The 25877-nt window shown below is 58.9% G+C and carries 20 protein-coding genes; 12 read left to right on the top strand and 8 right to left on the bottom strand.

Annotated elements, in window-relative coordinates; translation table 11 throughout:
- Positions 1-150: 150 nt before the first annotated feature.
- The 6 genes from QCE49_RS14020 (at position 151) to QCE49_RS14045 (ending at position 11590) form a co-directional block, all read left to right on the top strand.
- The gene (locus tag QCE49_RS14020) at positions 151-594 is read left to right on the top strand and encodes a hypothetical protein (protein ID WP_250459451.1); all 444 of its coding nucleotides are present in this window, start codon (positions 151-153) and stop codon (positions 592-594) included.
- A gap of 658 nt (positions 595-1252) precedes the next feature.
- Positions 1253-4396, top strand: coding sequence for a DUF499 domain-containing protein (locus QCE49_RS14025; RefSeq protein ID WP_250459453.1), 3144 nt, complete (start codon positions 1253-1255; stop codon positions 4394-4396).
- Positions 4393-4986 (top strand): DUF3780 domain-containing protein, encoded by a 594-nt coding sequence (locus tag QCE49_RS14030; RefSeq protein ID WP_250459455.1) that lies wholly within the window; start codon positions 4393-4395, stop codon positions 4984-4986. Before QCE49_RS14025 ends, QCE49_RS14030 begins: the two co-directional genes overlap by 4 nt.
- 90 nt (positions 4987-5076) lie before the next feature.
- Positions 5077-8091, top strand: a complete 3015-nt coding sequence (locus tag QCE49_RS14035) for a DUF1156 domain-containing protein (RefSeq protein ID WP_250459465.1) — start codon at positions 5077-5079, stop codon at positions 8089-8091.
- A 19-nt stretch (positions 8092-8110) separates the two neighbouring features.
- Positions 8111-10870, top strand: a complete 2760-nt coding sequence (locus QCE49_RS14040) for a helicase-related protein (RefSeq protein ID WP_250459467.1) — start codon at positions 8111-8113, stop codon at positions 10868-10870.
- A gap of 312 nt (positions 10871-11182) precedes the next feature.
- Positions 11183-11590: a VOC family protein gene (locus tag QCE49_RS14045; RefSeq protein ID WP_250459477.1), complete on the top strand. Its 408-nt coding sequence runs from the start codon at positions 11183-11185 to the stop codon at positions 11588-11590.
- 3 nt (positions 11591-11593) lie between these two features.
- Here the strand turns inward: QCE49_RS14045 and QCE49_RS14050 are convergent, their stop codons facing one another.
- Positions 11594-12145 carry a YaeQ family protein gene (locus QCE49_RS14050; RefSeq protein WP_250459479.1) on the bottom strand — a complete coding sequence of 184 codons (552 nt, stop codon included), beginning with the start codon at positions 12143-12145 and terminating at the stop codon, positions 11594-11596.
- A 252-nt stretch (positions 12146-12397) separates the two neighbouring features.
- Positions 12398-12742: a surface attachment protein Sap1 gene (gene sap1 / locus QCE49_RS14055; protein ID WP_008352233.1), complete on the bottom strand. Its 345-nt coding sequence runs from the start codon at positions 12740-12742 to the stop codon at positions 12398-12400.
- Positions 12743-13142: 400 nt separating this feature from the next.
- Here sap1 and QCE49_RS14060 point away from each other — a divergent pair, with 400 nt between their 5' ends.
- Together QCE49_RS14060 and QCE49_RS14065 are read left to right on the top strand one after the other, a co-directional pair.
- The gene (locus QCE49_RS14060; RefSeq protein ID WP_239294320.1) at positions 13143-13769 is read left to right on the top strand and encodes a LysE family translocator; all 627 of its coding nucleotides are present in this window, start codon (positions 13143-13145) and stop codon (positions 13767-13769) included.
- A complete protein-coding gene (locus QCE49_RS14065; protein ID WP_175979695.1) occupies positions 13766-14236 on the top strand; it encodes an SgcJ/EcaC family oxidoreductase in 471 nt (156 codons plus the stop codon). The genes QCE49_RS14060 and QCE49_RS14065 overlap by 4 nt, the downstream gene beginning before the upstream one ends.
- A 12-nt stretch (positions 14237-14248) precedes the next feature.
- Here the strand turns inward: QCE49_RS14065 and mnmE are convergent, their stop codons facing one another.
- Positions 14249-15637, bottom strand: coding sequence for a tRNA uridine-5-carboxymethylaminomethyl(34) synthesis GTPase MnmE (gene mnmE, locus QCE49_RS14070; RefSeq protein WP_250459492.1), 1389 nt, complete (start codon positions 15635-15637; stop codon positions 14249-14251).
- A gap of 309 nt (positions 15638-15946) precedes the next feature.
- Here mnmE and QCE49_RS14075 point away from each other — a divergent pair, with 309 nt between their 5' ends.
- Entirely contained in the window at positions 15947-16363 is a 417-nt protein-coding gene (locus tag QCE49_RS14075; RefSeq protein WP_008352229.1) for a transcriptional regulator, read from the top strand.
- Positions 16364-16432: 69 nt separating this feature from the next.
- Here QCE49_RS14075 and yidC read toward each other — a convergent pair whose 3' ends face one another.
- The 4 genes from yidC to rpmH form a co-directional block, all read right to left on the bottom strand.
- Positions 16433-18100, bottom strand: a complete 1668-nt coding sequence (gene yidC / locus QCE49_RS14080) for a membrane protein insertase YidC (RefSeq protein WP_008352228.1) — start codon at positions 18098-18100, stop codon at positions 16433-16435.
- A gap of 8 nt (positions 18101-18108) precedes the next feature.
- On the bottom strand, positions 18109-18414 hold the full coding sequence (yidD, locus tag QCE49_RS14085; RefSeq protein WP_250438780.1) for a membrane protein insertion efficiency factor YidD: 306 nt from the start codon (positions 18412-18414) through the stop codon (positions 18109-18111).
- 56 nt (positions 18415-18470) lie between these two features.
- Positions 18471-18935 carry a ribonuclease P protein component gene (gene rnpA, locus QCE49_RS14090; RefSeq protein ID WP_308196617.1) on the bottom strand — a complete coding sequence of 155 codons (465 nt, stop codon included), beginning with the start codon at positions 18933-18935 and terminating at the stop codon, positions 18471-18473.
- 83 nt (positions 18936-19018) lie between these two features.
- Positions 19019-19153, bottom strand: a complete 135-nt coding sequence (rpmH, locus tag QCE49_RS14095) for a 50S ribosomal protein L34 (protein ID WP_004198824.1) — start codon at positions 19151-19153, stop codon at positions 19019-19021.
- 406 nt (positions 19154-19559) lie between these two features.
- On the opposite strand from rpmH, the gene dnaA reads away from it, so the two are divergent.
- The 3 genes from dnaA (at position 19560) to gyrB (ending at position 25128) form a co-directional block, all read left to right on the top strand.
- Positions 19560-21140 carry a chromosomal replication initiator protein DnaA gene (dnaA, locus tag QCE49_RS14100; protein ID WP_008352222.1) on the top strand — a complete coding sequence of 527 codons (1581 nt, stop codon included), beginning with the start codon at positions 19560-19562 and terminating at the stop codon, positions 21138-21140.
- A 265-nt stretch (positions 21141-21405) separates the two neighbouring features.
- Entirely contained in the window at positions 21406-22509 is a 1104-nt protein-coding gene (gene dnaN / locus QCE49_RS14105) for a DNA polymerase III subunit beta (RefSeq protein WP_008352220.1), read from the top strand.
- Between the two features lie 135 nt (positions 22510-22644).
- Complete coding sequence (gene gyrB / locus QCE49_RS14110) at positions 22645-25128, top strand: DNA topoisomerase (ATP-hydrolyzing) subunit B (protein WP_008352217.1); 2484 nt, start codon at positions 22645-22647, stop codon at positions 25126-25128.
- Positions 25129-25290: 162 nt separating this feature from the next.
- Here gyrB and QCE49_RS14115 read toward each other — a convergent pair whose 3' ends face one another.
- A complete protein-coding gene (locus tag QCE49_RS14115; RefSeq protein WP_250459494.1) occupies positions 25291-25617 on the bottom strand; it encodes a hypothetical protein in 327 nt (108 codons plus the stop codon).
- Positions 25618-25877 lie beyond the last annotated feature (260 nt).

Raw genomic sequence — 25877 nt, forward strand, 5'->3', positions numbered from 1 at the left:
GCATCGTTTCGGTCTCAGTGTCGTTCGATTCCTTGAATCAACGTTTCTCCCTTGCGCACGGATGACCCACGCAGAGGGTATTTCAACAGCCTGCTAGACGACCTTCCCATCGAGCAATGGGCGCGCTCCGTCAACTAACGAGGGACGTTCATGGCACCGGTCGAACTTGAGCCCGTCAAGCACCACGCGCTTGCGAAGCGCAATCAGGAAGGCTACGGCCACTTTAAGCCGACGCGCCAGCGCTATCCGGCTTACTCCGCGGACGTCGTCCCGTTTCGCTGGCTTATGCGCGAACAATTGTCGCGCCGTGCGGAAGAACTGGAGCTCGATGCGGATCTCAACCGCGAGCCTCAACTGAAATACGAGAGCCGCTGGGTTCATGAGGCGGGTAATCAGGCGGCTTTGCCCGACGGCTTCGCAGGACATCTGAAGGAAGAGCCTTTGCTGACTCTTTTCCATGCGAACCATGTCCCGTTTGTGGAAGGGACCTCCCGCGTGCTGGTTGGCGCCGGCCGGATCAAAAAGGTCGGCACACTAGTGAAGTATGAGCGTCATCGCGACGGGCCGGCGGATCATCCGTCCGCAAGGCGATGACGGCTTTTTATGCCTTATGCGGAACTTCTACCGCGGTTCGAGACGGACCCGGCGGTCGAGGCCGAACGATAAACGGCCGAGTGCCCGATGAGCACTGGGGCGAAATTTTCTCCTAAACAAGCGAACGCGTGCGCCCACGAGGGCGCCATTGCGGCGGTGCTTATCATGGACGTCGCGCGCCGCCACGCATCCAGAACGAACTTGGCATGGACACGGCATAGCGTGCTGGTGGATTCGTTCTGAATGGTGCGTCTTCGGAAAGTGCGCGGACCTTTCCCGGAACTCGGCGAAGTGCTCGCGGCTTTTCGGGCTCGCGCGAGGCGACCCGATGCGACTCGCGACGTACCGTTGAGGGATGAGCTGTCGCCAGCGATCGCTGGTGCTGCCGGGTCTTGGTCTAGACTGAGTTTTACTGTACATTGCAGTACAAACGCAGTAATCCACCCGGAAGAGGGTAAATGAGTCCCGCGAAGACCACAACGTTGACCTTCCGCATCGAACCCGGCTTGAAAGAGGCCCTCCGCATGGCGGCGAGCCTTGAACATCGCTCCGTTGCAAACATGGTAGAAGTTCTTATTCGGGACTACTGTGACCGGAATGGAATAGCGATTTCAAAGCCATATAGCCAAGCAAGCGATCGTCAGCAAGGAAAATAACAATGAAATCTCTTTCAGCTCTGATCCCGCGTGGTTCCGTCTTGGACGGCACCGCCGACTTTGTCGTTAACCTGGCAGATCTAGCAACGCTCACCGAGGACGAAGCGCGCGAGTTTCTCGATTCCAACGTGCTGACCTCTGGTATGGAAATGCTGCTGTCGCAAGCGTTCGCACGGTTGGCGGGCATTGGCAGTGCAAGTGGTATCTATAAGCTGTCTGAGTCCATGGGTGGTGGTAAGACGCAAAGCATGATCGTGGCCGGTATCTTGGCTCGTTTTCCGCACTTGGCCAAACGGATGGAGTTCCATGCACACTTGCCGGACGCCAAGCCCGACGTAGTCGCGTCGTTCACCGGGCGCTCAACCGACAAGAGAGTCTGGGTGGCCGTCGGTAAAGCGTTAGGTACTAGTTTTGATGCCGACCGAGCCCCTTCGGAGACCGAATGGCGGGATGCGCTTAAGGGTCGTTCCGCGCTGATTTTGCTTGACGAATTGGCCTTTTATCTCGTGCACGCTGCGAGCCAAGGCAGTAAGGAAGACGGCACGCGTGCTGCGACGCTTGCAGCTATCGCGCTAACAAACCTGTTCGGCGCGGTGCGAGATTACAAGGAATGTCGGCGCTGTGTAATCGTTATCGCTGACTTGCAAAAGGACTGGGAGCAAGGTGCAGAAGAATTGGCGCGAATTATGCGCGCCAACGATGTGCTTGGCGGAACGATGCAAAGCGTCAGTAACGAAATGGCGAAAGGCGCACAAACCATCGCGCCGGTGGACAACAGTAAGGATGAGCTGTATGCAATCTTACGGAGACGTCTATTCAAGGCGATCGATGTTAGCTCCAAAGACGTGGATGCAATCGCTGATGCTTACGCAACAGAACTGAAAAAGGCAAGTGCCATCATTGAGCGGCCCACAATGAAGGTACGGGAAGAGATTCTGGCTTCCTACCCGTTTCACTTTTCAACGAAGCATTTGATCGCCTCGTTCAACGATAACCCTGGGTTTCAGAAAACGCGGGACGTCATCAGACTGATGGCGTCCATCGTGCGCAGTTTGTGGGCAAAGGGTAGTGCCGAAGTGGGTCGGCATCATCTGCTGTCGCTGGACGTCGCGGACCTTAATGACGCGAATGTAGCCAGCCGATTCATTGAGATCAAGAAGTCCTTGCAAGACGCAATGCAGACGGATATTGCGAATAGCGGAACTTCCCATGCCGAGACGCTGGATGAAGAAACCGACGATCTCGCTACTTCCTGTGCCAAATGGATCTTCTCCGCCTCGCTTTCGGAGGTGCATCCGCGCGGCTTGACCGACGCGGAACTTGCGGAATATTTGCTTGCGCCCGGTCGATCGATCCTTGGATTACATGACGCGCTGAAGAAGCTGTACGATACCTGTTGGTATATTGAACAAACAAAATCCGGCCGCTACTTATTCAATCGGCACAAAAACCTGAACGCTCAGGTCAATAGCTACACCAACGTCTGCACAAACGCCGATAGGGACTCGAAAATCGAGGACAAACTTGGCGAGATGTTCGAGCCCAAAGGCAAGGGTTGCTATCAACGACTCGAGGTCTTGCCCGCCCTCGATCAAGTACAGTTGGAGCGAGATAAAGCGACGCTCGTTATTCTAAAGCCTGATACGGACTTCCAGAAGTTTTTCCTTGGACAGAAATACAAGAACCGCGTGGCCTTCCTCACTGCAGTGGATCAAACAGGCATCTTCAACGTCAATAAGAAGGCGCAAAGACTATGGGCAATTAGCCAGGTGGTGAGAGATCTTACGCCTGATGATAGCCAGTACAAGAAAGCGAAAGAAACGGAAGCAGTATACCAAACTGAGCTGTTTCTTGCCCTCAAGGCAGTTTTTAGCAAGTTTGCGTATCCGTTGGTGGATGATGAAGGCGAAACGGCATTGATAGGAACAACTTTATTGGACGGCTATATCGATCAAAAAACCGGCCACCATGTGAAGTATCGCAACGAAGAAGCATCGAAGGGGGAATTCGTGGTGGAGGCTACTCTGCGAGAAGCCAACAAGTTCCAGGTGTTTTCCCCGGGAGCCAGCGACGACAAGCTTAAGGTCTATCAGCCACTGCGCACCCGTATCGAAGCGTTCCTCTTTCCGCCTACTGGTCGAGCCACCTGGGATCAGATCAGGGACGGCGCGGCATCTCGTGGTCATATGCTCTGGACTGAACCCGGGACTCTGGACCGCATGCGCGAAGCGCTCGTCACGGCAGGTGCGTGGCGTGAGGAGGCAGGTCAGCTTCAAAAGCCACCGTTCGATGAGATTACTGGCGTTGTTATCGAATATGCTCGGGACAAGGAGAGTGGTGCGATCACCACTACCGACATTAAGCTCGCCCACGCAGACAAATTGTTTGTTCGAGAGGACGCCGGGGATTGGAAGGCGCATCCGACCGACCAGCCGCTGGTAAGCGAAGCCATGTTGGTCGAGTTCAAAGCAGTGGATTCGACTGGCAAGAATCAGGAAGGGAAACCTTATCGGATAGAGAATTCGATTGACCTCGCTCACGACTTCGTACCTTCGCCTAACCCTGGGCACCAGTTCGTCAAAATCAAGGTTGTACCCCCATCCAGCAAATTGCTTTACTCTCTCGATGGGTCGAATCCCGCGAACAACGGCAAGCCATACAGTAAGCCCGGCATTGAAGTTCTTGAGGGTGTGACGGTGCGCCTGCATGTCGAAAAGGGAGGGGTGGTGCGTGATCTCTCTATCACTGTGCCGCTACCGCACGCGGGCGGCAGTGGCACTGGTGCGTCGGTAGGGATCAAGCCGGACTTGCCGGTTACTGTTAGCGGGAAAGCGTTCGCGCATTTGGTCACGCGCTCGGCTGCCTATCAGTTCCTTACCAGCCTCCCTGCCCACGCTCGATTGCAAATGGTGCAGGCAAAGGTTACGGTCGCCGCCACCGATAATACAGTGACACTCACCTGGGACCGCAAGACTCGTCGTACAGCGGAGCAAGCGTTGGCTGCTTTCGAGTTTCTCGACAAACAACTGACGGGCGCGGAATGGTCCCTCAAATTTGAACAATTGCATTTCGCTAGCGGCAAGGAGTTGCTGCAATGGCAGGTAGATACGAGCTGCAAGATCGATCCTGTCCAGGTGACGCAATGACAGCCCCAAGCTTGAACGATTTCGGAGTGGTGCCTGAGCACGGTGACAGCTTCGAATTTTGGATTGATTCTGCTGCGGGCGGCGTTTGTCGACTCGTTGCTGTAGACCAGACAGAGCGCGGAGCAAGGCGTAGCGAAATCGCTGAAATCTCCGGTGCGCTGTGGCGAAAGGTCGGGGTACGCGCAGCGCGCGAGTTGGCACAAGCGATGAGTGATAATGAGCGCAGCAGAGCAGCTCCGAAGCTGAAGTCCGGCGCTAACCGCCTGAGCCCGCTTGTAGGGCGTGAACTCGCATTGCTTCTATGGGCCTTGCACGAAGAAGGCGCTGAAGACCAGCATGAAGCCATTTTGCACGGTTGGCGCGAACTAGCTCGTGAAGAACGTTGGTGGCTCTTCGGGAAGGCTGCCGCGCCTGGCCAGCACACTGGAACTGGCTGGCGCCGTGCCCTGTTTCATGCACTCTCGGAAGCTCAAGAGAGCCGCGCTGAACCGCCAGCCACGAAAAAAAAAAGTCACGTGAGAGTCACGATCTCCCGCGCAAGGGTCTTTCCGCGGTTGACCCCGCCGAGACCGACACTCAGCCTGATGTGAGCCAAGATAGTCAGTTAGCCGAGCCCCGCCGCAAAAATAAGAAAGGCAGCGGCGGCTCTGGCGGCGACCCGCAAATAGATCTGTTTTGAGATGACCGACGCAAAGCCCATCAAAACCTTTATCGAAGTTCAGTTCCCGATTGGTCCACTTTCGCTGGAAAGTTATATTGAGCGCGACGCCAAGGGTTCGAAAGCCCTCTCTTCCTTAGGCAAATGGTGGGGGTCGAAGCCACTGGTTTTGACTCGTGCAATCATTCTCGGTACGGTGTTTCCGGCCTCCGACGATCCAGAGCGTTGGCCGGACGATCTCGACATCTTCTTGCGGTGCATGACTCTGGACAACGCGGGAATGTGGAAGCGCAAGACCGAATCGCTGCCCGCGAGCCTCTGCTTTCCGCAAGCAAGTCTCAGCGAGAGAGCTGCACTTTTTGAAGACGACGACACCTGGAAGCGCCGCGGCATAGATCGTGAAGCTCGACTTGCCCTGGAAAAGCGCGTTTTTTACACTCTCGATCACACTGCGCAGCGTGGCTACTGCTGCCGTGCGGAACAAGTCGATGGCCCACCTCCGGAATCTTGGGTCGAAATCAACGCTTACCTAGGGACTAGTGCTCGAAACTTGCCTGAACTGATCGAGCAGCTCGCGATCCGCCGTTACGGCAAGCGACTGAAGGTGGGCGATGCCTTTGCCGGCGTTGGATCCATCCCTTGCGAAGCGGCAGAGTTGGGCTGTGACGTCTACGCGTCGGACCTCAGTCCAATCGCATGTCTAATGACGTGGGGCGCACTTAACATCGTCAGCGGTAGCGAGGAATTTCGGAACAGGGTGCATGCCGAGCAGATGCGCCTATACGACGAAGTCGATGCCTGGGTCGTCGAACGAGGCTTTGAGACTAGCGAGGAAGGCTGGCGGGCCGAAGCCTACTTGTACTGCCTCGAGATGACGGTACCTGAATGGGACGGCTGGACTGTGCCGGTAAGCCCTAGCTGGGTCATCGCACCTAAAACGGAGACTTGGGTAGAGCTGGTGCCAAACGAGGCGGAGAAGCGCTTCGATTTCCGACTTCATAACGGCGGCGCGGGGTATGCGCATGCGCAGCTCGGCACCAAGCAAGGCGGCGATCAGCAGGGCGGTGAGCTGGTCTGTCCGCCGGTGCTATGGGAGCTGTTCAAAAAGGACGGGCGTCATCAACAGATCCCACGGACAGTCGGTTACAACCAATTGATCGTAAATGCCGGAGGCCTGCGCCGCTGGGAAAACCGCGACGTTGTGCCAAGGCCTGGCGATGTTTTGCGCGAGCGCTTGTTCTGCGTTCGCTGGCGTACGCCGGATTGGCTCGACGAACGCGGTCGGATGCGCCGGGGAGACCTGGTGTATCGGGAGCCACATAGTCATGACCTCGACGTCGAGGAGAGGATCTTAGGAGAGGTCCGCCAAGTGTTCGACGATTGGCAGGCCGCGGGTTGGTTACCAAGCTGGCGCATTGAACCAGGGTTCAACACTTCGCAGCCCATGCGAGAGCGAGGTTGGACTCACTGGCATCACATGTGGGCGCCCAGACAGCTACTGATGATCGGCGAATACTCTCGGCGTCTTGGTGGTTGTGAGCCGCCCATAAGAGCCGCGCTCGCGTTGGTCTTGGGCATGGCCTGTAACTACTCTAGTCGTATTTGTCACTGGCTTCCAACGCAAGGCGGTGGCATCGGTGGAACGAAATGGACGTTCTACAACCAAGCACTCAACACGTTTCCGAACTATCCGGTTAGAACCTGGGCTGGATTGCGCGACAATCTTCAGCCCACACACTGGGCATTAACGGCGAGCGGCACACGGTCCGTTGCGTTGGTTGATGCGAGGGATGTCGCGGAAGAATGCACTATTTGGATCACCGATCCGCCATACGCGGACGCAGTGAACTACGAAGAGCTGTCTGAATTCTTCCTCGGGTGGTACGTGCCACACCTTAAAGCCGCTTTCCCGGATTGGTACACGGACTCGATGCGTAATCGGTCCGTGAAGGGAAATGACGCGCCTTTTCGAGTTGGAATGGCCGAGTGCTATCGCCGTCTGGCGAACCGAATGCCCGACGACGGCATGCAGGTTTTGATGTTCACCCACAAATCTACGGATGTCTGGGAAGATCTAGCTCTTATCATGTGGTCAGCAGGACTGCAGGTGAAACAGGTTTGGAGCGTGGCGACGGAGACTGCTGGGTTAGGAGTGCGCTCCGGTAACTACGTTCAGGCAACCTACAACATGGTTTTGCGGAAGCGGAAAAGCAACAAGGTGGGCTTTGTTGACTTTATCACTCCGCAGGTCAATAAGCGGGTGAAAGAGGTCATCACCCGAATGCGGGAAAGCCAGATCGACGCTGGTCTCCCCCACTGTGGCTACACAGACACCGATTATTTGCTCGCGGCCCAAGCCGCCGCCGCAGAGGTGGTAACAGGATACGAGAGTATCGATGGCGTGGACCTTAATTTGGAGCTTCTCACACCGAACGCGCAGCGGGGGCGCTCGGCGCTTCGGACTCTCATGGACAATGCCAAGCGCACGGCGACTGACTTTCTGGTGCCGGCGGTAATGGATCGAGCAATCAAAAAGGTGAATGGTGGCGACGCCTACCAGTTCTGGCGCCAGTTTTCGCCCGAAGAGAAATTCTTGCTCAAAGGGCTCGAAGGCGAGTCACAAAGCGTGTTCAAGTTGGGTGCGTTCCAAGACCTGGGGCGTGCTTACGGCTTACCTGACTACGAAAGTTTGCTCGGGCCCACCCGGGCGAATGACACTAGAACCGCTCTGCCTGAAGAAATGCCGCGGCCCGATGCACTGCGTTACGACGAGGTGGCTGCCGCGAACCGTGGTCTTTGGCGCCATTCACCCACCCGTCACATCTATCATGCACTCAAACTGCTGGCAGAAGGCGCCGATGTCGAGCGAGCGGTCAAACATCTTGTCGATTACACCGATTTTTGGAATCTGCGTACTAGCCGACTAGCCGCCATCTTGGCTTACTTGAAGGAGATCACGGAGCACGTGGCGCACTGGGCAGTGTATCAAGACGCTCTGGCACAGCTTGCTATCGGCGTCGAACATCATCGTGGCTGATTGATTTAAGGACAATTGGATGCTGAGCCGTCACAGCTCTCGGCTTGCGAGCTTGTATGAGACATTCCTCAAGCCGCGGCTTGCCGGGGCACATCGCTATGATCGCATTGCAGGCTACTTTCAAAGCAGCCTGCTCGAGCTTGCTAACGAATCGCTAGCCAGTGTCCCGCGCATTCGCATCGTTTGTAATACGGAGGTGAGTGCCGATGATGTCAAAACCGTGCGAATGGCTACCGGCGCACGGCGCAAGGAGCTCGAAGAAGGCTTGCTGCGACTGGCTTGGAACGCTGGTCATTTTCCCCACGTTGTTGAAGTTCACGGTAGCCCAGCCCAGCGCCGACTGAAGGTATTGCACGATATGTTGCTGGCCTCTGGCAAGGACGGCCGATTGTTCGAGATACGGTTGGTGCCGGACGCGGAATTCGGCTTCGTGCATGGCAAAGGAGGCGTGATCGAAGGAACTTGGGGCAAAACCTCTTTCATCGGAAGTGCCAATGACAGTTCCCGTGCGTGGACACAGAACTACGAGCTGGTGTGGGAGGACGACGATCCGCAGAGCGTAAAATGGCTTCAGGACGAATTTGAAGCGCTCTGGGCCAAAGCGTTTCCATTGTCAGAGTTCATCGTAAAGCAGATCGGACGGCTATCGCAGCGTACGGTGATCGAGCATGTCGGTCGTTGGAAGGAGAAGCCTGAGCCCGAACCACTTTTGGCCGAAGTCCCAACGGCCACCGAGCTGTTCGGCTTTTGGGACCACCAGAAATATTTCATTAACTTGGCCTTCCAAGAGCATCTGAAATATCGCCGCGATTCGCAGCGTGGCGCTCGCTTTCTGCTTTGCGACGGCGTTGGTTTGGGCAAGACGCTGCAACTGGGCGCTATCGCGAAATTAATCGGCACATTGGACTCCAATCCGATCCTGATCATGGCACCGAAGCCTTTGCTTGAGCAATGGCAGGAAGAATTGATGTCGAAGCTCGCCATTCCCTCAGCTCGCTGGGAAGAAGGTGGATGGCTCACGGAACGCGACGAGTTTCACCCTGCACTCCCTGGGAAGGCAATCAACTGTCCGCGAAAGATAGGGATCGTATCGACATCAGTCGTTACTAGTGCTGCGCGGTCTGAGCGTAATCGCATGCTGGTGGAGCAGTTGCTGGGGAAGCATTTCTCGTGTGTTATTTGGGATGAAGCACACAGGATCCGACGAGGCAACTTGGCTGCCAGCAACGTCTACTCTCCTGCGGACAAGAAGTTGCTGTATCAATTCGCAGAAGAGTTGGCCGGTAGAGCCAAGACTCTTCTGCTAGCTACCGCTACCCCGGTGCAATTGCACTCGATGGAGCTTTGGGATTTACTCTACATACTGTCAATAAACAATCCCCAGGTACTAGGAACCGCCAATAGCCTATGGCGAAGGGTCGACGGACCGGAGGTTTTCGACATAGTCGCTGGTCGTAAAGACGTCAATTCGCTGTATGACAAATGGCAATATTGGCGCAACCCGTTGCCATCACCGCTCGATGCAAAGACAGAGGTCTTTGACTGGGTGCGTCACGATCTCGGGCTCCGCTTGACGGACTGCGTGGCGACCAGCGCTGATCAAGATCTCGTTGATGAAGCCCGAAAATTCGATCTGGAGTTTCTGCAGCTGCGCGAACTGAACCCGTTCACGCAATGGGTCGTGAAGCGTTCCCGCGATCGGCTGGAGACGGAGGGTAAATTAGTCAAAATCGAAATGGTCCCGCACGGGGACGGGCAGCCGATTCTTTGCTCGCACAGCATGGAACAGGCATTCGAAATAGCGGAGGATTTCGCCAAGACCCTGCATCATCGAGTGAAGGCGGGGGGATTCATCAAGACTCTTCTGCAGCGGCGCGTCGGCAGTTCCCTCGTTGCGGGGTTGAGAACTACAGAGAAAATGCTTGCTGGCAAGAAGCCTCACGACGATGAGGACCCTGACGAGGAGGGTGACTCAATCTATCCGTTAGAAGAAAATGAGAAGGAGCTCTTGCAGCGCTTACGAGATCATCTTTCTGCACATCTGGGGCGAGAAGACGATCCGAAATTCGAGCGTGTGAGGGACGTGCTGAAATTTGAATTCGAGCACAAGAAGTGGATCGAACGAGGCGTCCTGATCTTCAGCCAGTTCTACGACTCCGCGTATGCGCTTGCCGAGTATCTGCTACGGCACTTTGACGAGCCGATCGGGCTTTATGCGAACAGCAGCGCAAGCAAGCTTTTCGAGGACGGCAAGATCCAGAGCGTCGATCGCAAGCTGCTGAAGGAAAAGGTGATACAAGGAAGACTGAAGCTTCTGATCGGCACTGACGCAGCAAGTACGGGATTGAATTTGCAGCGGCTGGGCTGCCTGATCAATCTTGACTTGCCTTGGAATCCGACGATTCTGGAGCAGCGCAAGGGCCGCGTTCAGCGTGGCACGCTCGCTAAGCGTATTCCCTTCTACAACATGCGCTATGACAAGGGCGTTGAGCAAAAGCTTTTTGAGACGCTATCTGATCGAATTCAAGAGATCACAACCGTGTTTGGCACAGTTCCCGATTTCATCGTTGATCAATGGGTGACAGACATGCTCGACGATAAGGCGTGGGACGGAAACACTGTTCTTACCATAATCGCGGAGAGGCGGGCGAATCCGTTCACGCTGAAAGAGACGACTGAGTCGGTGGATCGGGACTGGGAGGGTACAGCGGAGGTACTGAATGAGACCGAGGCGTTTCGGCAACTTGTGACAGGATGGTCGTCCGAGCGAGACGTGTAGCTGGGAGCGCCCCACCAGGTTGAGGGTAACGGCAGTTATACGCGCAGGTCAAGGACGGGTATCGCGTTAATATGTCGGCGAGTTCGTTCGAAAGTCAGCTGTTCCATGGTGGAGGGGGCAACTTTGGGGGCACCTCGGTTGGTCTTCGCGGCGAACCCCTTGAGGCGCAAAGGACTCGCGAAGTAATTTGATAGCCCTCCTCCCACGAATCCAAAGGGCCTGTCTCAAACCCAGGCCCTTTCCCATTTCTGCACCCCTCTGCACTTCCCCAACCGGCTAAACTGATCGCCATACAAAACATGCGAGGCCCGCATGCACTTCGAAATCCGCGAAATCGACCACGTCGTCATCCGCTGCGCCGATCTCGACCGCATGGTGGACTTCTATCGCGTCGTATTAGGTTGTCCGGTCGAGAAGGAGCAGCGCGATATCGGCCTCGTGCAGATGCGCGCGGGCCGTTCGCTGATCGATCTGCTGGCCGTCGGCGCGAAAATCGATCGGCCGGAGAGCGGTCAGCCCGGCGCGGGTCGCAATATGGATCATCTGTGCGTGCGCGTCGAACCGTTCGATGCCGACACGTTACGCGCGCATCTCGAAAAGCATGGCGCGCGCATCGGTGAAGAGGCGCGACGATACGGCGCCGAAGGCTTCGGCCCGTCGCTCTATTTCTTCGATCCGGAAGGCAACATGATCGAGTTCAAAGGTCCGCCCGACGTCTGATGTTCAGGCCGCGCCGTCCTTCAAAACGTTCCAGCGGATCGCGACGGCGTCGGCAGTCTCGCTGCCTAGCGTGACGTCGCCGTCCTGCACCATCATCTGCAAACGCATCGTCCGTTCGGCCAGCTTGCCGAGCGCTTCTGCGATGCCATCCGCGAGCGACCAGACCGTCACGTTCTGCAACCGTTCGACCTTGCCCTTCACGCCGTTCCACCAGATATCCGCGGTCTTTCCCGCATACGCGATCACGATCACGCGCTCCGAGCGGCCACTCGCCTTCGAGATGCGCCGTTCGTCCGGCTGGCCGACTTCGATCCACGTCTGGATCTGCCCGGTGAGATCCTTTTGCCACAGATCGGGCTCATCCGTGTCGGACAAGCCTTTGCAGAATTCGAGACGCTCGTCGGCGAACATGCCGAACGCGGTGACGCGCACCATCATCCGTTCGTCCGTCTCCGAGGGATGGCGCGCAATGGTCAGGGAATGATCGCCGTAGTAGTGGCGATCCATGTCGGCAATTTGCAGGTCTGCCTTGTAGATCGTGGATTTGAGAGCCATTCAGCATCGGACGCCGGTCTTTCGGCCAGCGGAAAAGAATTGTCGAGATGGCGCGAGCGTTTGCGCGCGAAACCGACATTGTGCGGGGAATCGAAGGAAATTTGGAAGACGCCGACGCGCACGATCGTGCTTCGATCGCGGCGGAATGGATCGATGGCCTGTTGCCGACGATTAATTCACGGATAAATCCCGCTTCCGGCGCAATTCAATAATCGCGCCGGATCGTCGGCTGGATATTCTGCGAGGAACCGCTTATTGATCGATGAAACGATCCGCGGTCCACATACCTTGCGTGTCGCTATTTGAGGCGTTGACGAATTCGATGTCATGGCCCACCACGCGAATCACGCGAAAATGCGAATCGACCGGAGTCGAAATGCATTCGAAACCCTCGAAGAACTGCTGCATCTTCTGATGCTCGCCGGCTTTCGCGTGTTGATCGGCCGAATCGAACTTGTCCTTGGATAAGCAGCCATACGAGTTTGGCCTGAAAGTGAACGTCTGCTGAGGCTGAATAACGCCGTCCTGGGCTTGCGCTGCGGAAACGGTTGCAAACAAACCCATCATCGCGAAGAGAATACCGACGCGTCTTTTCATGTATAGCCCCCAAACGAAACCGTTTCGAAATTAGCTATGTATTTAAAAGCGGCTGACCGCAAAACTCATGCTAGTTGAGCGAGGCAAACTTGCAAGCATATGTTATGTGCGACCGCAACACGTCAGAATGTCGCAGGCGCTTTTCATGTGAAGCGGTGATTGAAATCCAGATAAAAATCGCGAAACGAAGCGCGAAAAGGAATGAAAGCTCGCTCTTATGCCGGAAGGACTGCGACAATTTGCCTCCCGCGCGCGCGTGGTGCGTTGCATTAGACGCCCGTGAGACTGATCCAACACATAACGACCGATGCGCTCTGCGCGCGTCAAGATGGCCAATCGGCCTATTGCAAGCGTTCGGCGTTCATGGATAAATCGACGCATCGAACTCTGGAGATCAAGCATGACCCTTGCCCAATGGCTGCCGTTCGCGATCGCGTCGGCGATCCTCGTCGCAATTCCCGGCCCAACCGTGCTGCTCGTCGTGTCCTACGCGCTCGGCCACGGCCGCAAGTACGCATTCGCGACGACCATCGGCGTCGCGCTCGGCGACCTTACCGCGATGACCGCATCGATGCTCGGCCTCGGCGTGGTGCTGGCGGCATCGGCTGAATTGTTCATGGTCGTGAAGTGGATCGGCGCGGCGTATCTCGTGTACCTCGGCATCAAGCTTTGGCGCGCGCCGGTGGTCGATACGGACGCGGTCCAGCCTACCGGCGAACTGCGCACGAGCCGAATCATGGCCCACGCGTACGCCGTCACGACGTTGAACCCGAAGAGCATCATTTTCTTCGTCGCGTTCGTGCCGCAATTCGTCGATCCCCACGCGGCGAGCGTGTCGCAGATCGCGATTCTCGAAGCAACCTTCGTCGGACTGGCGGCCGCCAACGCGTTCGCCTACGCGCTGCTCGCCTCCGGCGCGCGCAAGGCGATCCGCAAGGCTTCCGTGCAGCGCGCGGTGAACCGCACCGGCGGCGCGCTCCTGATGGGCGCGGGCATTTTCGCCGCGGCATGGAAAAAAGCGGCATGAGTCAGCCGGACGATTGGACCGCAAGCGCGCGGCGCGTGTATTTCGGCCTGCTCGACGACTGGAACAGGCAGGACGCGGCCGCGATGGCGGCGCGCTTCACGGAGCGCGGCAGTCTTGTCGGTTTCGACGGCAGCGCCATCGACGGGCGCGCCTGCATCGAGGCGCATCTTCAGCCGATTTTCGCCCAGCATCCGACGCCGCGTTTCGTCGCGAAGGTGCGCGAGGTGAGGCGCATGGCGAACGGGCAGACGTTGCTGCTGCGTGCCGTCGCGGGCATGTGGCCGCGCGGCGCGACGGCGCTCGAGCCGAGTCTGAGCGCGGTTCAGACGATGGTGCTGTCGCTTTGCGATGGCGTGTACCGGATCGAGATGTTCCAGAACACGCCTGCCGCGTTTCACGGACGGCCGGAAGAAAGCGAAAAGCTCAGCGTGGAATTGCGCGAGCTCGGCAAACCGGCGGGCGCGTAGTTATTTGGACGTCTACTTTCCGATGCAGAAGCGGCTGAAAATCACGCCGAGCAAGTCATCGGAAGTGAATTCGCCCGTGATCGTGTTGAGATCGTCTTGCGCGAGCCGCAGTTCTTCCGCGAAAAGATCGAGCACTTGCGACTGTTGATCGGCATGTCCGGCGGCGAGCGCGAGATGTTCCCGCGCCTCGCGCAGCGCGATCAGATGACGCTCGCGGGCGAGATACACGCTCTCCGCCCCCGCTTGCCAGCCCGCGATCTTCAGCAGCTGGTCGCGCAGCAGCGAAATGCCATCGCCGGTTTTCGCCGACAGATTGACTTCGCGCGCGTGACCTTCCGCATCGCGCACAGATGACGGCGCGCCCGCGAGGTCTGTCTTGTTCATCACTCGCACGACGGGCACGCCAGCCGGAAAGCGCGCCGCGATGGCCTGATCTTCCGGCGTCACGCCTTCGCGCGCATCGAGCAGATGCAGCACGACATCAGCGCGCTCGATTTCGCCCCACGTGCGCTCGATGCCAATGCGCTCCACCTCGTCCTGCGTCTCGCGCAGCCCCGCCGTGTCGATGATGTGCAGCGGAATGCCTTCGACCTGAATCGTCTGCGCGACCTTGTCGCGCGTCGTTCCGGCAATCGGCGTGACGATCGCCAGTTCCGCGCCCGCGAGCGCATTCAGCAGCGACGACTTGCCCACGTTCGGCTGGCCCGCGAGCACGACCGACAGACCCTCGCGCAAAAGCGCGCCCTGACGCGCGTCGGCGAGAACCGTGTCGAGCCGCTCGCGGATGCGCGCGAGCTTCCCGCGCGCGTCCGCGGCTTCGAGAAAGTCGATCTCTTCCTCGGGAAAATCCAGCGTCGCTTCGACGAGCATGCGCAGCGTAATCACGTCTTCGACCAGCGCATGGATCTCGCGCGAGAACGCGCCTTCCAGCGAACGCCCGGCCGAGCGCGCGGCGGCTTCGGTGCTCGCTTCGATCAGATCGGCGACGGCCTCCGCCTGCGCCAGATCGAGCTTGTCGTTGAGAAACGCGCGTCGCGTGAATTCACCCGGCTCGGCGAGCCGCAGGCCGAAATCGCGGCCGGCTTCGATCGCCCGTTGCAGGACGAGTTGCAGCACGATCGGGCCGCCGTGTCCTTGCAACTCCAGCACATGCTCGCCGGTGTAGGAGTTGGGCGCGGGGAAATAGAGCGCGATGCCGCGGTCGAGCGCTTCGCCGTTGCCGTCGCTAAACGGCACGTAGCTCGCATGACGCGGCGCGAGCGCCTGGCCGCACAACGCGTGCATCGCCTTTTGCGCGGCGGCCTCGCCTGCGCGACCGAACGACAGCCGCACGACGCCGATCCCGCCACGCCCCGGTGCGGTGGCGATTGCGACGATTGGATCGGTGTCGTTGCTCAGCATGTCGATGCGCAATGTGATGGTTTCAAAGTGCGGGCATTGTATCGCGGCGTCTGATTCCCTTTGTCCAGCGCTGTCGGAAGCGTCCCGTATGAATTATCTTTTTTGAGATAGAGGATCCCAACGAAACGGAAAGCGAAACTTCGTGCATTGAAGAACGCAAGCCGCGCAGCGATTGGCGATATGATGCAAGCTCGCTGCCAAACGGCAATCAACAACAACACTTAATCAAGATAAAGAGGCGCAGCCTCGCGCCAAAAGTAGCGCAATTGGTTGACTGGTAAGCAGCGATTGCCTCGCACAATCCAGCCCATGCCTACACCACAAGAAAAGGCCGATTTCTCCGAGCGGCTCAAATTCTCGATGACCCGCGCACCCGAAAAGATGCGCGGAGCGACTGATCTCGCATTGCACTTCAACCTGCGCTATCAAGGCGAGCCCGTTTCGCCGCAGACGGCGCACAAGTGGCTCACCGCGCGTTCGATCCCGACCGCCGACAAGCTGAAGACGCTCGCCGACTGGTTCAAGGTCGACCAGCACTGGCTGCACTACGGGCCGCCGCCGAGCGGCAATCCGCAGGTCACGCCGAAGCCGCTTGCGCGCGACGAGCAATATCCCGCGTCCGAGGAGACGCTCGAACTGGCGACGAAGATCGAAGCGCTGTCGCCGCATCATCGATACTTGCTCGAGGAGCTCGTCGAGCAGTTCTACGGATCGATGAAGCGGTAAATTTCCACTCACCAAAACAAAACGCCCGGCCAGAGCCGGGCGTTTTCGCATCAAAAGCAGACGCAGCGCTTACGCCGCCTTCTTACTCTTTCCCATCATGCGCGTGATGTAGTACTGCTGCGCGATCGACAGCACGTTGTTCACCACGTAGTACAGCACGAGACCGGCCGGGAAGAAGAAGAACATGACCGAGAACGCGATCGGCATGAACATCATCATCTTGGCCTGAACGGGGTCCGGCGGCGTGGGGTTCAGCTTCGTCTGCAGGAACATCGAGACGGCCATCAGCACCGGCAGGATGAAATACGGGTCTTGCTGCGACAGATCGTGAATCCAGCCGATCCACGGCGCGCCGCGCATTTCCACCGACGACAGCAGCACCCAGTACAGCGAGATGAACACCGGAATCTGCACGACGACCGGCAGACAGCCGCCGAACGGATTGACCTTCTCGGTCTTGTACAGCGACATCAGTTCGGCGTTCATCTTCTGCGGATCGCTCTTGAAGCGCTCGCGGATCTGCTGCATGCGCGGCGTGATTTCCTTCATGCGCGCCATCGACTTGTAGCTCGCCGCCGACAGCGGGAAGAACACGGCCTTGATGAGCAGCGTGAGCAGCACGATCGCCCAGCCCCAGTTGCCGACATAGCTGTGAATCTTCTCGAGCAGCCAGAAGAGCGGTTTGGCGATGATCGTCACCATGCCGTAATCCTTCACCAGCTCCAGACCCGGCGCGATGCCTTCGAGCATGCGCTCTTCTTCCGGACCGGCGAAGAGACGCGCATCGACGTTCACGGTCTGTCCCGGCGCGATGGTCTGCGCGGGCATCGTCACGCCGACGCGGTACAGGTCCGGGTCGATCTTCTGCACGTAGATGTCGCGCTTCACGCCTTGCTGCGGAATCCACGCGGACGCGAAATAGTGCTGCACCATCGCGATCCAGCCGTTATCCGACGAGGTCTCGAACGTTGCCTTGTTCTTGTCGATGTCGGAGAAGTCGATCTTCTGGAAGTGCTTCTGATCCGTGTAGACCGCCGGCCCGATGAAGGTATGCGAGAAGCGCGGCGTCTCGACCGGCGTGTTGTCGCGCACGAGCTCCATGTAGAGCTTCGGCGTGACCGGCGCGGTGCCCACGTTCTCGATCTTCGTATCGACGTTGATCACATAGCTGCCGCGCGTGAACGTGTAGGTCTTGATGACCTTCACGCCACCCTTCGCGGGCGATTCGAACGCGATCTTCAGCGTCTTTTCGTCGCCCGTCAGCGAAGTCTGGCCGGGAACGGGCGTGAAGATGTCGTTGTGATTCGGGAAATCGCCGCCGAGCAGGCCCGTGCGCGCGAGATACGTGTGGTTCGCGGTGTGATCGAACAGCGTGATGTAAAGGTCCGGCTGCTTGCCGTCGCCTTCCTTGACCAGCGAAAGCTTGGAGAGCGTGCCGCCGCGCGTGTCGATTTCACCGGAATACACGTCCGTCGTGAACTTGACGAGCTGCGATTGCGCCGTGGCGGGCGGCGTCGTCGATCCGGGAGCGGCCGTGCCCGCGGGCGCGTTCGGCAGTTCGGACGGCTGCGCGCCGGATGCGGCCGAGCCCGGTGCCGGGTTGCTGGCGGTCTTCGCCGGTTGCGTCGCGCTCGGGAAGAACATCGACGGGCGCCCATGGTCGCGTTGCCAGTTGTCGAACAGCAGGACAACTGACACGAAGAAGATGACCCATAGGACGGTGCGTTTGATATCCATGCGTTGTCTCAGTGTCGATCGGAAAGCGCTTTAGCGCCGTTTGGTGTTGAAAGCTTGTCTTGCCCGGGGCTTGTGGCGTCCGCGCCAGATTCTTGTGCGTTGGGAGGCGGCACGAGATCGACGCCGCCCGCCGAAAGAGGATGGCAGCGGCAAAGCCGCTTCACGGCGAGATACGTGCCATGCGCGGCGCCATGATACTGGATTGCCTCGCGCGCGTAGTCGGAACAGGAAGGATAAAAGCGGCACCGGTTGCCGAGCAGAGGGCTCACAGCAACCTTGTAGAAGCGCAACAACGCGATGAGTGCCGTTTGCATAAGCTTCGCGCCGCGCGCCGGACTTGCCGTGGAGGCGAGTCTGCGCAATCCGCGCTTCATGACCCTGACGGGCCGGATGATTCGTCGACGGCGGGCGCCTCGGGCGGCGCCGCCACGGTTTCGGCCCTGCGGCGCGCGGCTTCGCGCACGGCACGGTCGAACAAAGTTTCCAGCTCGCTGCCGACGAGCGCCCGAAGCGGCGGGGAGCTCGCGCTCGGCATTGCCTTGCGGTCGATCTTCGCGTGCAGCCGCACGAGAATGTCGAATCCGTCCAACTGCGTGCGACGCAGCCGGAACGCATCGCGCGCAAGCCGTTTGATCAGATTGCGCGTGACGGCGCGCGGCGCCTGCTTCTTGCCGATCACCAGCCCGAGCCGCGCTTCCTTTCCGGACGGCTTGCCGTACAGAACGAAATGCGGCGAACGGCGCCAAGGGCGCAAACGAAAAACGGATGAGAACTCATCCGTTTTCAGCAGCCTTGCGGCCTTGGGGAATGCGGCCTGCGCCGGCAACTGAACGATGTCCTGTCTCAAGACTTCTGTGCGGCGCGTGAGCGGCTCGCCGTCGAGTGTGACATCCAACCGCGAGCGAACACTCGGCAGACTTAGATGGCCAGGCGCTTGCGGCCCTTCGCGCGGCGAGCGTTGATGACCTTGCGGCCGCCAGCGGTCTTCATGCGAACGCGAAAGCCGTGGGTGCGCTTGCGACGGGTAACGGAAGGTTGGTAAGTACGTTTCATGGTGCTCTCACTTGAGTTGATTGACCGCGCGGGCTAAGGCTCCAGTGTGGTCACTGCAAGCGCGATGGCCGGAGGTTCAGGAATTCTGTTTTCGCGGAACCCGCTATTTAAACCGTTTTCCTATTGACCGTCAATAGTTTAGCGCCACCGAACGCGTATTCCGGCGCATTTCCACCGCGTCCGACGCGCTGATTTGACCCTGTGGATAACTCGCGCGCCACCCTCGTTTGGCGTTAGAATCTCGCCTTACTCCCAAATATCCGCCCGCTGCTTCGGCCCGCCGTCCGCCCGCAAACCCTTGCGGCGTAAGCCTCCGGAGCATCCCTGCTCGGCCGTGCCGGGACTTGTCCGAACGTTCGGCAAGCACGGCCCGCAGGTGCGGAGCAAACCATAACGACCGCATTCGATGAACGATTTCTGGGAACACTGTTCCGCACTGCTTGCGCGCGAACTCACGCCGCAGCAGTACGTCACGTGGATCAAGCCGCTGACCCCGGTCGACTTCGATGCCGGCGCGAACACCTTGCGCATCGCCGCTCCCAATCGCTTCAAGCTCGACTGGGTGAAGAGCCAGTTCTCGGGCCGCATCGCCGATGTGGCGCGCGACTTCTTCAGCGCGCCCATCGACGTGCAATTCGTCCTCGATCCAAAAGCGACCGCGCGCAACGCCATCGGCGGCGGACCGAATGCCGCGCCACGTCCGACCGCGAGCGCGCCCGTCGCGCCGCGCGCCCCGGCGCCGGCTGCGGCCGCGCCTCAGGCGCCGACGGTCGTTGCGCATGCGAACGCCACCGCGCACATCAACGCGCTCGCCGCAGAAGCGGCACAGCAGGCGCAAGCCACGCAGGAAGATCAGGCCGATCTCGACCTGCCGAGCCTCGACGCCAACGAAGCCGCTGCCGGCCGACGCACGTGGCGTCCGGGCGGCGCGCCTTCGGCCGCGGGTGAAAACGATTCCGCCTACGAGCGCTCGAAGCTGAATCCGGTGCTGACGTTCGACAACTTCGTCACCGGTAAGGCGAACCAGCTCGCGCGCGCGGCGGCCATTCAGGTCGCGGACAACCCCGGCATTTCGTACAACCCGCTCTTTCTGTATGGCGGCGTGGGTCTCGGCAAGACGCACCTGATTCACGCCATCGGCAATCAGTTGCTGATGGACAAGGCGGGCGCGCGCATCCGCTACATCCACGCTGAACAATACGTGTCCGATGTCGTGAAGGCGTACCAGCGCAAGGCGTTCGACGACTTCAAGCGCTATTACCACTCGCTCGATCTGCTGCTCATCGACGATATTCAGTTCTTCTCCGGCAAGTCGCGCACGCAGGAAGAGTTCTTCTACGCGTTCGAGGCGCTCGTCGCGAACAAGGCGCAGGTCATCATCACGAGCGACACGTATCCGAAGGAAATCTCCGGCATCGACGATCGCCTGATCTCGCGCTTCGACTCCGGTCTCACGGTCGCGATCGAGCCGCCCGAACTGGAAATGCGCGTCGCGATTCTGATGAGGAAGGCGCTGTCGGAAGGCGTGAGCCTGTCGGAGGACGTCGCGTTCTTCGTCGCGAAGCATCTGCGCTCGAACGTGCGCGAGCTCGAAGGCGCGCTGCGCAAGATCCTCGCGTATTCGAAGTTCCATGGCCGCGACATCACGATCGAACTGACCAAGGAAGCGCTCAAAGACCTGCTGACGGTGCAGAACCGGCAGATCTCGGTGGAGAACATCCAGAAGACGGTGGCCGATTTCTACAACATCAAGGTCGCCGACATGTATTCGAAAAAGAGGCCGGCTAACATTGCGCGCCCGCGCCAGATCGCGATGTATCTGGCGAAGGAACTGACGCAGAAGAGCCTGCCCGAGATCGGCGAACTGTTCGGCGGACGCGATCACACGACCGTGCTCCACGCGGTGCGCAAGATCGCGGCCGAGCGCGGCACCGATGCGCAGTTGAACCACGAACTGCACGTGCTCGAACAGACGCTGAAGGGCTAAGCGACCGATCGACGCTTTGCCAGGAACGCACGCGTCATTTATTGCGCCCGGCGGCCTGTTTTTTAACGAAAACGTCCCCATTTTTAGGGAGCGGTTCCGTTTTGAGGCACAATATAGGTTTAGCCGTCCGTGGCCTGGGCGGCATTCGAGCGCAGTTTTCGCGAGTGACCGGCGGGGGGCCGGCAACGCGTGTTACGAGGTTGTCCGTCGGGCAAATCTGGTGGCGAAACCGGCGGACAGGCCGTCACATCAACGAAGGAACTCTATGCAACTGGTCAAGACCGAACGAGATAATCTTCTAAGGCCGCTGCAAACCGTGAGCGGCATCGTAGAACGCCGCCATACGTTGCCGATCCTCGCGAATTTGCTCATCACCAAGAACGGCGCCGATGTGTCGTTCCTCTCGACCGACCTCGAACTCCAGATCACGACGCGCGCCGATTTCGGCGTCGGCAGCGATCAGGTCGCCACGACGGTCGCAGCGCGCAAGCTGCTCGACATTCTGCGCGCGATGCCTTCGGGCGAAGTCGTGCTCGACCTCTCCGACAAGCGTCTCACGGTGCGTTCGGGCAAGAGCCGCTTCGCGCTCCAGACGCTCGCCGCCGACGAATTTCCCACGGTCAACCAGGCTACTGACTTCGGCGCGAGCCTTTCGGTTCCGCAGAAGACGTTCCGCCAGTTGCTCGGCATGGTTTATTTCGCGATGGCCCAGCAGGACATCCGCTACTACCTGAACGGCATGCTGCTCGTGGTGGATGGCGACCAGCTGATGGCGGTCGCGACCGACGGCCACCGTCTCGCGTTCTCGTCGATGAAGATCGAAGGTTCGTTCCCGCGTCAGGAAGTCATCATTCCGCGCAAGACGATTCTCGAGTTGCAGCGCCTGCTCGAAGACATCGACGACTCGTTGAAGATCGACATCGCCGCGACGCAGGTGAAGTTCAGCTTCGGTCAGGTGGAACTGGTGTCGAAGCTCGTCGAGGGCAAGTTCCCCGACTTCCAGCGCGTGATTCCGAAGTCGCACAAGAACACGTTCGAGATCGGCCGCGAAGAGTTGCAGCGCTCGCTGCAGCGCGCGGCGATTCTCACGTCCGACAAGTTCAAGGGCGTGCGCTGCCTCGTCGAGCCGGGCCAGCTCAAGATCATGTCCACGAACGCGGACCAGGAAGAGGCGCAGGAAGAACTGGAAATCGCTTATCAGGGCGATTCCGTCGATATCGGATTCAACGTCACGTATCTGCTCGACGTGCTCGCGAATCTGAAGGTCGACACGCTCAAGGTGAGCCTTGGCGACGCCAATTCCAGCGCGCTCATCACGATTCCCGAGAACGAGGAATTCAAGTATGTGGTGATGCCGATGCGTATCTGACGCACGCAATACCGAGAACACTCCAAGGGGCGGCGCGCCCCTTTGGCGTTTTTAAGGTGTTTTGAAAAGTTCGAGCAGTAATCGCAGCGTTATCGAAGCAGTGTCGAAGCAGTGACGCAGAACCGGAAAAAATCCATGACTGAAAACACAAATTCGCAACCCGACAACAAGCCTGACAACAGCTACGGCGCATCGTCGATCCAGATCCTCGAGGGTCTGGAGGCCGTGCGCAAGCGGCCGGGCATGTATATCGGCGATACGTCGGATGGCACCGGTCTGCATCACCTCGTTTTCGAAGTGCTGGACAACTCCATCGACGAAGCGCTCGCCGGATATTGCGACGACATTCACGTCGTCATTCACGCTGACAACTCGATTTCCGTCACCGACAACGGCCGCGGCGTGCCCACGGGTCTGAAGCGCGACGACAAGCACGATCCGAAGCGTAGCGCCGCCGAAATCGTGATGACCGAGTTGCACGCGGGCGGCAAATTCGACCAGAACAGCTACAAGGTGTCGGGCGGCCTGCACGGCGTGGGCGTGTCGTGCGTGAACGCGCTGTCGGAATGGCTGCGCTTGACCGTGCGCCGCGACGGCAAGAAGCACTTCATGGAGTTCGCGCGCGGCGTCGTGCAGAACCGCGAGCTCGTCGAGGAAGACGGCGTGCAGTATTCGCCGATGCCGGTCGTCGGCGAAACGGAAAATCGCGGCACCGAAGTGCACTTTCTGGCGGACGCGACTATCTTCGGCAATGTCGAATTCCACTACGACATTCTCGCCAAGCGCATGCGCGAGCTTTCGTTCCTGAACAACGGCGTGCGGATTCGCTTGACGGATCAGCGCACCGGCAAGGAAGACGATTTCGCGTTCGCGGGCGGCGTGAAGGGTTTCGTCGAGTACATCAACAAGGCGAAGCAGGTGCTGCATCCGACCGTGTTCCACGCGGTCGGCGAGCGCGAGAACGTGACCGTCGAAGTGGCGATGCAGTGGAACGACAGCTTCAACGAAAGCGTGCTGTGCTTCACTAACAACATTCCGCAGCGCGACGGCGGCACGCACTTGACGGGCCTGCGCGCGGCGATGACGCGCGTCATCAACAAGTACATCACCGATAACGACATCGCGAAGAAGGCGAAGGTCGAGACCACCGGCGACGACATGCGCGAAGGTTTGTCGTGCGTGCTGTCGGTGAAGGTGCCGGAGCCGAAGTTCAGCTCGCAGACGAAGGACAAGCTCGTGTCGTCGGAAGTGCGCGCGCCGGTCGAGGAAATCGTCGCGAAGGCGCTGGAAGATTATCTGCAGGAAACGCCGAACGACGCGAAGATCATCACGGGCAAGATCGTCGATGCCGCGCGTGCTCGCGATGCCGCGCGCAAGGCGCGTGAGATGACGCGTCGCAAGGGCGTGCTCGACGGCATCGGTTTGCCGGGCAAGCTCGCGGATTGTCAGGAGAAGGATCCGGCGAAGTCCGAGATTTATATCGTCGAGGGCGACTCGGCGGGTGGATCGGCGAAGCAGGGACGCGACCGCAAGTTCCAGGCGATCCTGCCGCTGCGCGGCAAGGTGCTGAACGTCGAGAAGGCGCGCTTCGACAAACTGCTGTCTTCCGAGCAGATCGTGACGCTGGTGACGGCGCTCGGCTGCGGCATCGGCAAGGACGACTACAACCTCGACAAGCTGCGCTATCACCGCATCATCATCATGACCGATGCGGACGTCGACGGCGCGCACATCCGCACGCTGCTGCTCACGTTCTTCTATCGGCAGATGCCGGAGATCGTCGAGCGCGGGTACATCTATATCGCGCAGCCGCCGCTTTACAAGATCAAGGCGGGCAAGGACGAGCGCTATATGAAGGACGCGCACGAGCTCAATCAGCATATGTTGAAGCTGGCGTTGCAAGGGTCCGAACTCATCCCGAGCGAAGGCGCCGATCCGATCTCCGGCGATGCGTTGGGCGAGCTCGCGCGTGCTTATTTGCTCGCGCAGGCCGTCGTCGATCGTCTCAGCCGCATTTACGACGCGGCTTCGCTGGAGGCCGTGATGGACGGCGTGGTGATCGATCTGTCGTCGCAGGAAGCGGCGGAGGCATCGGCGAAGCGTCTGGAAGAGCGTCTGCGTGCCGACCCGCTGAAGCCGGAAGTGAGCGTCGAACCGGCTTACGATCAGGTGCGTGAGCTGCGCTCGCTGCATGTCAAGCGGCGTCATCATGGCAACGTGAAGGTCACGGTGTTCGACGAAGACCTGCAGCTGACCGCGGATTACAAGCAGCTCGTTTCGACGGCGGATACCTTCAAGGGCTTGATCGGCGAAGGCGCGTTGATCAAGCGCGGCGAGCGCTCGATGGCGGTGACGGATTTCAAGAGCGCGATGAAGTGGCTGATCGCGGATGCCGAGCGCAACGTTTCGAAGCAGCGCTATAAGGGCTTGGGCGAGATGAATCCCGAGCAGCTGTGGGAAACGACGATGGATCCGAACGTGCGGCGTTTGCTGCGAGTGCAGATCGAGGACGCGATCGCGGCGGATGGCATCTTTACGACGCTGATGGGTGATGATGTCGAGCCGCGTCGGGCGTTTATCGAGAATAACGCGCTGCGGGCGGGGAATATTGATGTTTGATTGCTGATGTAGATAGACGCATAAGCTGAAAAAAGCGGACCCATAAGTTGAGAAACTTATGGGTCCGCTTTTTTTGATAGCGCAGGCCCATTAACGACTTGGCGGCGCGCTGATAGGCTTCCCGCCTGTGCGCGGAAAGAGTTTATTGGATAACAACCGAGGCTAGGCTGTCTCCGGCGCTGCCGTATCGCTGAAATCGCCGCTTTGTGCCGTGACTCGTGCCTCAAATCTTGCAATGATTTTGCTTATTTCGGGGTCGCCGACTCGCTCCTCGGCAGCCTTTAATTCAGAAATAGCGTCGTCAAAGACTTTATATGCACCAGTCAGCTTGCACAGTTCGATGCCCACTTCGCAATAAGCTGGGAGCACACTCTTGTGATTTGGAAACCTTGCAATGCTGGCGATGGCCAGTTCCCTTGCCTGATTCAAAATTGCAATTCGGTCTTCCTTGAGGAGCCCCGGCGAGCGCCCTGCCCGGGATGTAATCAAGACGATTTGATAGCGAGAGACGGGCCCGTCATGTCCGAAATGCTCGTAGGCGATTCGAGCCTTGAGGACGCTCTCCGCTTAATCGATGCCTGGCTCGTAGACACTAACGAACCATACGTCATGCCGCCGGTGGTGCGCACGAGCGTACCGCGGACGTCTTCGCACTTCTCCTGTGGCTTGCATTGACCGAGATTCGTTCGCAGACCATCGACAGCGCATTATTGTAGGCTCCGCTCTGGCTGGATTCCGCGAATGAGCCT

Source organism: Caballeronia sp. LZ008 (assembly GCF_031451435.1).
Taxonomy (GTDB): Bacteria; Pseudomonadota; Gammaproteobacteria; order Burkholderiales; family Burkholderiaceae; genus Caballeronia; species Caballeronia zhejiangensis.